Origin of the sequence: Alkalicoccus daliensis (assembly GCF_900103955.1) — a bacterium.
Lineage (GTDB): Bacteria > Bacillota > Bacilli > Bacillales > Salisediminibacteriaceae > Alkalicoccus > Alkalicoccus daliensis.
The window spans coordinates 1-9,594 of record NZ_FNIL01000026.1 but is presented as its reverse complement, the minus strand read 5'-3'; the positions used below and the strand labels follow the sequence as shown (position 1 = coordinate 9,594).

At 45.1% G+C, this 9,594-nt stretch carries 6 protein-coding genes; all 6 read left to right on the top strand.

Annotated features, from left to right (window positions below):
- Nucleotides 1-247 (top strand): integrase core domain-containing protein (locus tag BLP92_RS17820; RefSeq protein WP_139148976.1); only part of this gene is annotated, 247 nt, incomplete at its 5' end.
- A 743-nt stretch (nt 248-990) separates the two neighbouring features.
- A complete protein-coding gene (locus BLP92_RS17815; protein WP_090844797.1) occupies nt 991-2,199 on the top strand; it encodes an ROK family transcriptional regulator in 1,209 nt (402 codons plus the stop codon).
- A 147-nt stretch (nt 2,200-2,346) separates the two neighbouring features.
- Nucleotides 2,347-3,756, top strand: a complete 1,410-nt coding sequence (locus BLP92_RS17810) for an ABC transporter substrate-binding protein (protein WP_090844796.1) — start codon at nt 2,347-2,349, stop codon at nt 3,754-3,756.
- A gap of 99 nt (nt 3,757-3,855) precedes the next feature.
- Nucleotides 3,856-4,761, top strand: a complete 906-nt coding sequence (locus BLP92_RS17805) for a carbohydrate ABC transporter permease (protein ID WP_090844794.1) — start codon at nt 3,856-3,858, stop codon at nt 4,759-4,761.
- Nucleotides 4,748-5,590 (top strand): carbohydrate ABC transporter permease, encoded by an 843-nt coding sequence (locus BLP92_RS17800; RefSeq protein ID WP_090844801.1) that lies wholly within the window; start codon nt 4,748-4,750, stop codon nt 5,588-5,590. The genes BLP92_RS17805 and BLP92_RS17800 overlap by 14 nt, the downstream gene beginning before the upstream one ends.
- A gap of 30 nt (nt 5,591-5,620) precedes the next feature.
- Nucleotides 5,621-8,710 (top strand): beta-galactosidase, LacZ type, encoded by a 3,090-nt coding sequence (gene lacZ / locus BLP92_RS17795; RefSeq protein WP_090844792.1) that lies wholly within the window; start codon nt 5,621-5,623, stop codon nt 8,708-8,710.
- The last annotated feature ends 884 nt before the right edge of the window (nt 8,711-9,594 follow it).

Below are 9,594 nucleotides of genomic sequence, written 5' to 3'. Positions count from 1 at the left end.
GCAGATCAGTATGAGCCGCAAAGGGGATCCTTACGACAACGCGTGCATTGAATCTTTTCATGCCACCCTCAAAAAAGAACTTGTGTATCGAAATAGGTTTTCCACACGGGCAGAAGCGCAGAAAGCCGTCGCAGTGTACATCGATTCCTTTTATAATCATCGCAGAAAACATTCCGCCATGGACTACTGCACGCCAAACAAAATTGAACAGGAATACCGCATACTCCCCACAAAGAAAATCTCTTAATTTCCGCTCCTAAATGTAAACAGGCGATCTTCTTTTCCACGTCCTGTGTCAGAAAGCTCCACAAAATGAAAGGCGAGAAGAGAAAAGAGAAAGAATTTTTGAAAAGTAGTGTCCACTTTCTTGACTAAAGTCCAAGCATAAGCGGATCGGAGTAAAATAGCGGGCGCGACAGTAAAATAAGCGGAAAAGGCACAGATGAGCTGCTCTATTTTCTTTGGTTCCGGGGAAGAGGGGGAAATGAAGAAGGTAATATGCTTTTGAGAGTCGGGGATCCAGCACGGGAGCGGCGGTGTTCACTGATGGACGGGGACATTTTAGTATAGCCGGTTCGGAGTAAAATATAGGTGGATGTTAGTAAAGTATAAGAGGATCGGAGTAAAATATAACCGGTTCATAGTAAAGCATAGGCGATTCGGAGTAAAATAGCGGGCGCGACAGTAAAATAAGCAGGCAAGAGTGCAGATGAGCTGCTCTATTTTCTTTGGTTCCGGGGATGAGGGGGGAATTTCAGTCGGGTATGCAGCCCGGAGACGGAAGAGTTCACTGTCGGGCGTAGACATTTTAGTACAGCGGGTTTAGAGTTTAGTATAAGAGAATTACAGCATGCGGTATAAGCAGCTGCCGCAGCGCACGCGACAATCAGCCGCCGTATAGAAATTCGATCAAGAAAAAAATTTTGATTGTAATGAAAGCGCTTCTACTCTAACATAAATAAAAAAAGACTTAGATGGCAGGTGTAGGAAATGGTACAAGGTGTGACAGGCAGTTTTCAGTTGATGAAATCGTTAAATCGTTCTCTCGTATTGAATATTATCCGGCAGAAGGGGCCGATTTCCAGGACGGATGTTTCCAAGCAGGCGGGGCTCACTCCACCCACTGTGAGTAATATTGTGCTTGAATTACTGGAAGAGGGGATGGTCAGGGAAGAAACAGGGGAATCAAATGGCGGGCGGAAACCGATTCTGCTTTCCATCAATTACAACAACCACTTTGTAATTGGAATTGATGTGGGGACCAATCAGCTCAGAGTAGGGCTGACAAATCTGAATGCTGGAATTAAAGAAATGATCTCCCATAAGCTTCCGGCCGGAATGAAAGTTGATGAGTTTATGAAGATATTAATATCCTCTATTCATGAAATTTTCGAAAGCACCTCGGCCGACCGGGAAAAAATTATTGGGATAGGTATTGCGATGCATGGGATAGTGGACGAAGAAAAAGGAGAAAGCATTTATGCTCCTCACTTTGGATTTGAAAATCTGCCTTTAAAAGACCGGCTGGAGAGTGAGTTCGGGCTTCCTGTAAAACTGGAGAACGATGCCCGCTGTGCTGCTATTTCAGAAACCTGGTTCGGCAGTGCGCAGCGTGAGCAGAATATTGTATGTATTAATATTGGGGACGGGATAGGCGCCGGTCTCATCATTAACGGGAAAGTTTTCCGGGGCAGACATCATATTGCCGGGGAACTCGGTCATATGATAGTAGATCTTTCCGGGCGCAAGTGTACATGCGGCAGCTACGGGTGCCTGCATACTGTTGCCAGCGGGATTCATATCCGGGAAAAAGTTATTCATGAAATTACTTTAGGAAGATCTACGCTTATTGAACAGCTGGTAACGGACCGGGGAGATATTGACGGTGACGTAGTGCATAAAGCAGCGCTTCAGGGGGATGCTTTCGCAATTAGTGTATTTGAAGAAGCGGGAAGGTTTCTTGGATTGGCATGTACAAACATTATTAATGTGATGAATCCGGATAAAATAATTCTTACAGGCGGGGTTATGAAAGCAGGCGATTTTGTAATGAATCCGCTCCAGGAGTTTATCCGCCAGCGGGCTTTAACGCAGGAAGCGAAAGCAACATCCATTGTTCGTTCGCAGCTCGGCAGTCATAGTGCGCTTTTGGGCGCTGTGAGCCTTGTTTTACAAGAAGTTTTCGAAATAGAAGCATAAAATACCAAAATATTTTTAAAGAAAGCCTTTTCATTTTTGTTTTTATGTGGTACTTTATTTTTAAGTTACTAATTTAATTTAAAAAAGTATTGAGGTTTTTTTAAATTAAAAGCGTGAGAGCGCATACAATCCAAAGGGGGATTTAAAATGAAAATCTGGAAACTTACATTAGCAAGTGTCGCTTCGATTGGTCTACTGGCAGCATGCGGCGGAAATGACGAAGGAAACAATGGCGGCAATAACGCAGGTGCGGATGCCAACGCAAACGCAAACGCAAACGCTGAAACAGAAGCGAATGACGAAGGGAATAACGAGGCTGGCAATGACAGTGAAGGAAATAATGGAGAAGCTGCAGATGTTTCTGGAGAAATTACTGTATGGGGCTGGAACGTGGCAGCTGCTTCTATGGAGGAAGCCGTAGAAGGTTTCCAGGAACAGTATCCGGACGTGGATATTGTAGTTGAAGATATTGGCCGTGAAGATCTTTATGACCGTCTTACTGTTGGGTTTGCAGCTGGCGGATCAGGGCTTCCGGACATTACAATGATTGAAACGGATCGTCTTGACAACTATTTCGGAGAATTTCCGGATGGCTTCGTTAACTTAAGTGAGCATGGCTACGATGATCACGAATCTAAATTCCCGGAAGCGAAAGCAGCAGCAATGAAAAACGCTGATGGCGACTTTCTTGCAGCGCCGTGGGATATTGGCCCGGCAGGAGTTTTCTATAATGTTCCACTGTTTGAAGAAGCTGGCGTGAACGCGGATGATATCGAGACTTGGGATGATTTTGTCGAAGCAGGTACAACAATTCTGGATGAAACCGGATCTCAGATGGTGCCGATTGACATCTCCAATGACGATGCTCTTTTCAGAATGATGATGAATCAGCTGGGTACTTATTATTTCGATGAAGATGGAAATATTGATATCCACTCTGATGAAGCGGTTCAGGCAATGTCCGTAATCCAGGATCTGCATGCTGCAGGCTTAGTAGCAAATACAGATGGCTGGGACGGAACTGTAACAGCAACAGTTAACAACACAGTAGCAACAGTGCCATTCGGCGTTTGGTATGCAGGTACAATCACAGACCAGGCTCCTGAACAAGAAGGTGAGTGGGATGTATTCAAGCTTCCTGCATTTGAAGAAGGCGGCAACCGCGACGCGAACCTCGGGGGATCTGACCTTTCTGTACTTTCTCACACAGAGCACCCTGAAGCAGCATACGCTTTTGTAGAGTACTTCACTACAGAAACGGAGCCGCAGATGAATGCACTGTCAGAATACGGATTGTTCCCGTCTCTTGTAGAAACATACGATGATCCTTACTTTGAAGAGGAGCAGGAGTTCTTTAACAACAGCCCGATCTGGAGCTTGTTTGCGGATGTAGCAGAAGGAACGCTTCCTGCAAATTACACGAGTGACTATGCTAGAGCCTTCCGTTATGCATCTGATGCACAGGCGAATGTTCTCCTTTCCGAGACGCCTCCTGCAGAAGCTTTGGAAGAAGCAGCTGGACGTATCGCGAACGAAACAGGACGCGATCAGAACTAGGCATTATACAAGGAGAAGAGCTTGCTCTTCTCCTGTTTTCTTTCAAACTTATTAAAATTAAATTAAAAAGTCTTTTGATTTTATGGAAGGAGTTTAAGTATGAACGATACAGCGAAAAAGCCGGCAGGCAAAAAAAGAAAGTTTGTCACTCCAAAAACTGCGCCATATTTCTTTATTGCTCCTGCTGTGCTTTTATTTATAGTATTCACTATTTATCCGGTAGTTTCTTCTTTAATACTTAGTTTTCAAACTTCCACCGCAGGGGTAACTTCATTTGCGGGACTGGATAATTACCGGCGTTTATTTGCCGATGATCTCTTTTATCAGGCTTTATTTAATACTTTTACCATCCTGATTGTACAGGTGCCTATCATGCTTACGATTGCTGTGGTACTTGCAGTGCTGATGAATTCCGCCCTGCTGAAAATGAGGTCCTTTTTCCGGATTGCCTTTTTTATGCCGGCGATTACAGCCCTTGTGGCCTACGCGATTGTTTTCATGATTATGCTTGATGAAAACTACGGCTTTGTAAACTATGCGCTTTCCTGGATTGGGATAGAGCCAATTGCCTGGCTGAATCATCCTTTCTGGGCAAAGGTTTCCTTAATTATTGCGATTACGTGGAGATGGACCGGATACAATATGGTCATTCTTTTAGCGGGTCTGCAGAACATTTCACAGGATTTATATGAAGCGGCAAGTATTGATGGTGCCGGCAAAGTAAGGCAGTTTTTCTCTATTACCCTGCCGCAGCTTAAGCCGATCCTGCTTTTTACAGCGGTACTTTCTACCATTGGAACGCTGCAGCTGTTTGATGAACCATTTATCTTAACAAACGGCGGCCCGAACAACTCAACTTTAACAATCTCGCTTTACCTGTACTTAAATGGTTTCCGGTACTTTGACTTTAACTATGCCTCCGCAATTGCCTATGTGCTGGTGGTAATTATCGCCCTCCTATCCTTTATTCAAATGAAAGTGCTAGGTGATGATGATGACAAATAAAAATAAAGGAACGGTAATTTTAAGAAAAGTCGGTTTGTATACAGCGTTAATTATTGGTGTCCTTTTATCCATGTTTCCGTTTTACTGGATGTTTATCGGCGCTACGAATCCATCGGGAGAAATTTTCAGCATCCCGCCGAATCTGCTGCCGGGCGATCATCTTGTAGAAAACTTCCGCAATTTAAATGATAACGTCAATATTATTCGCGTCATGATCAACTCTATTGTCATCGCGCTGACATTTACTTTCTTCAGCGTCATGATTGCTTCTGCAGCAGGATATGCGTTTGCGAAATATTCGTTTAAGGGAAGAGATGCTATTTTCTTCACGCTTCTTTTAGCGATAATGATTCCTTATCACGTAACGCTGATTCCGTTGTTTCAGTTAATGGCGGACCTCGGCTGGCTGAATACCTACCGTGCAGTGCTGCTGCCAAACCTTGCGTATCCGTTTGCTATCTTTTTGATGCGCCAGAATATGCGCTCGATTCCGACGTCGCTGCTGGAAGCGGCAAGGGTGGATGGTGCAGGGGAATTTAAAATTTTCTTCCGCGTCGTACTTCCTACAATGAAGCCTGCGCTTGCAGCGGTCGCGATTTTCCTGTTCATGTTCCAGTGGAACAACTTCCTCTGGCCGCTCGTTGTGCTCGGTGACAGCGATATGTACACGCTGCCGGTCGCATTGTCGAGCCTGGTCGGTATGTCCAGGATTGACTACGGGCAGATTATGATGGGGACTACTCTTTCCACACTGCCGATAATGATTTTCTTCCTTCTGCTCCAGAGACAGTTTATCTCAGGTATTTTGGGCGGATCTGTAAAAGAATAGAAACAATTTGATGAAAGTGAGGAAACGATCATGGAAAAAACGCAGACAACTTTTGAATACCAGCCGCCAGAAAACGGGTATCCGGAATGGAATAATAACCCGGAAATTTTTCAGCTGAACCGCGCGAAAGCCCATGCTACGCTGATGCCCTTTACGGATAGAAATCAAGCGATAACTGGGAAGCGGCAGGAATCTCCTTTTTATCGTTCGCTTGACGGGGATTGGCTGTTTCATTTTTCAGAGCGGCCGGAAGAAAGAGTTACTGATTTTTATAAAATTGATTTCAACGCGGATGAATGGGATAAAATCCCTGTGCCTAGTCACTGGCAGCTGCAGGGATATGACTATCCGCATTATACGAACACACGCTATCCGTGGGATGAAAGGGAGAATATCAAGCCGCCGTTTGCACCGGTAAAATACAATCCGGTCGGCCAGTATATTCGTTCTTTTCAATTAACAGAAGAGCAGGAACAGCCGCTCTTTTTACATTTTGAAGGAGTGGAGGCAGCATTTTACGTCTGGGTGAACGGAAAACTGGTTGGTTACAGTGAAGATTCGTTTACCCCGGCAGAATTTGATATCACTCCTTACGTGCAGCAGGGAGAAAATAAAATTGCTGTCGAGGTATACCGCTGGTGTGATGCAAGCTGGCTGGAGGATCAGGATTTCTGGCGGATGAGCGGTATTTTCAGAAGTGTCTATCTTTACGCAGTTCCAGCAGTACACGTAAGAGATTACTTTTTTCAAACTGCTTTGAAAGAAAAGAAGGCAGATTTCAAGATTCAGGCGGAGCTCATGCAATCTGAAAACAATGGAAAAAACGTAACGGTAAAAGCGGAAATTTTAAATGAATCCGGCGAGACAATTTATGCTGAAGCGGAACAATCTGTCCGTCTGGAGGGGCCGCAGGAAATCCAGCTTTCGGGTACTGTGGATCATCCAGCTTTGTGGAGTGCAGAGTCGCCAAATTTATATACTCTGCTGCTTTCCGTGTATGCAGATGGTGAAGTCGTGGAATACCTTTCCTCTAAAGTAGGATTCCGTGAATTTAAGCTGGAAGACGGATTGATGAAAATCAATGGGAAACCTATATTATTTAAAGGTGTAAACCGTCATGAATTTTCACCGGATAAAGGTCGTGCAGGAATTACAGAGGAAGAAATGACGCAGGATATTCTTCTGATGAAGCGGCACAACATCAACGCTGTCCGTACTTCCCACTATCCGAATCACCCGAGATTCTATGAGCTTTGTGACCAATACGGGCTGTATGTGATAGATGAGACGAATCTGGAAACACACGGAACCTGGAAATACGGGCAGACAGAAATTGGCGACACCGTGCCTGGTGATAAGCCGGAGTGGACGGAAAATGTGCTGGACCGATGCAACTCGATGTTCCAGCGGGATAAAAACCACCCTTCTATTATCGTCTGGTCTCTAGGAAACGAAGCTTTCGGCGGAACAAACTTTTTGAAGATGTATGATTTCTTTAAAACCAATGATCCTTCGAGGCTCGTGCACTATGAAGGAGTATTTCATTACCGGGAAAGTGACGGAGCTTCTGATATGGAGAGCACGATGTACATCCCGCCGCACCAAGTGGAAAAATACGCGCTCGAAGCAGAAGAAAATCCAGCGGCGAAGCCTTATATTTTATGTGAATACTCTCATGCAATGGGGAATTCTCTCGGAAACTTTTATAAGTACACCGATTTATTTGAGAAATATCCCGTGCTGCAGGGCGGATTTATTTGGGACTGGAGAGATCAGGCGCTCTGGAAGAAAGAAGATGGCGTGGAATTCCTCGCTTACGGGGGCGATTTCGGGGAAACGCCGCATGACGGAAACTTTTCCGGAAACGGGCTTATTTTCGCAGACGGTACCCCGACGCCGAAGCTGCTGGAAGTGAAAAAAGGCTATCAGAATGTCCGCTTTACCTTTGAGGACGGCACGTTACGATTGAAAAATAACTTCCTGTTTACTTCACTGAAAGGAGTAAAAGGCAGCTTTGAGGTATTGGAAGACGGCAGAAAAGTACTGGCAGGCGATTTCGATCCTAAGGCGGAAGCCGGCTGGCAGGAAGAAATTCAGCTTGATTTAAAGGAATTTGCTGCACGCGGGGGCGAAGTATTTTTAAATGTATACTTAACGTTAAGCGAGAATAAGCCTTGGGCGGAACACGGGCACGTGATAGCGTATGAGCAATTTAAGCTGAAAGATGCAGCTCCTGCTGCGCTTCACAAAGGTGACGGCCGGGGCCTGAAACTGGATGAAAATAATAAGCAGGCAGTTATCACCGGGGAGAACTTTAAAGTAGAGTTTTCGAAAGAAACGGGATGGCTGCAGTCTTTCCAGAAAAACGGTGCTGAATTTATAAAAGAAGCATTAAAGCTTAACTTCTGGCGGGCGATGACTGATAATGACCGCGGCAGCGAAGTCGACAAGCGCAGCGCTGAATGGAGAAAAGCGGGAGAAAACAGTACGGTAACATCTTTTGAAGTAGAGGAAAAATCAAACGAAATAGAAGTTTCCGTGGAATATAAGATTCCGGTTTCGGTTCCATCAAAGGCTTCTATTCGATACGTGGTCACCAGTGCCGGGGAAGTGGCGGTGAACGTTGTAATTCAGCCGGGAGACGGGCTGCCGGATCTGCCGGAAGCGGGTATGTTATTTACGATGCCTGCAGCGTTCCAGGAGATGAGCTGGTACGGCAGAGGCCCGCATGAAAACTATCAGGACCGCAATGACGCGGCAGTGGTGGGGATTTACAGCAGTTCGGTTGCTGAAAGATTCACGCCTTACCTGAAGCCGCAGGAATGTGGAAATATTACAGGCCTTCGCTGGTTGGCGCTTACGGACGGAAATAAGCCTTCCTTTTCTATTCGTGCGTTAAGTGCCATGGAGGGAAGTGTCCTTCCTTGGAAGCCGGAAGAATTAGAAGCTGCTTCCCATGCGCACAAACTTCCTGAAAGCGCGCAGACAGTCGTTCGACTGCATGCAGCGCAGATGGGTGTCGGCGGGGACGACAGCTGGGGACAGAGAACTCATGAAGAATTTTTATTGAAATCAGACCGGAACTACGAGTTCGGATTTGTACTGGGTGAAGAAAAGTAATGAAGTAAGTTATCAGCAGGCTGCTCTTGTCCTTTGATGGATGAAGAGCAGCCTTTTCTAGTGGAAATATGTTGAAAAGGTGGAGTTTGGTTCAGTATAGGGATTTTATAGTAAAGGATAAGGGGATCGGAGTAAAGTATAGGGTGATTGAAGTAAAGTATAGCCGGTTCATAGTAAAGCATAAGCGATTCGGAGTAAAATAACAGTCGCGACAGTAAAATAAGCGGGCAAGAGCACAGGTGAGCTGCTCTATTTTCTTTGATTCAGCGGAAGTGGGGGTTGAATGAAGGAGGTAATGTGCTTTTCAAAGGTGGAATCTTGGTCGGGAAGCCGGCACAGGAGCTGTGAAGTTCATTATAAGGCGCGGATGGTTTAATATAGCAAGTTTATAGTATATTATAGGGCGATCGGAGTAAAATATAAGCGGATCGGAGTAAAGTATAGCCGGTTCATAGTAAAGCATAAGCGATTCGGAGTAAAATAGCGGGCGCGACAGTAAAATAAGCATGCAAGAGCACAGGTGAGCTGCTCTATTTTCTTTGATTCAGCGGAAGAGGGGGTTGAATGAAGGAGGTAATTTGCTTTTCAGAGGTGGAATCTCGGTCGGGAAGCCAGCACAAGAGCTGTGAAGTTCATTATAAGGCGCGGATGGTTTAATATAGCAGGTTTATAGTATATTTGGACTTTAGTCAAGAAAGTGGACACTACATTTCAAGAATTCTTTCTCTTTTCTCTTCTCGCCTTTCATTTTGTGGAGCTTTCTGACACAGGACGTGGAAAAGAAGATCGCCTGTTTACATTTAGGAGCGGAAATTAAGAGATTTTCTTTGTGGGGAGTATGCGGTATTCCTGTTCAATTTTGTTTGGCGTGCAGTAGTCCATGG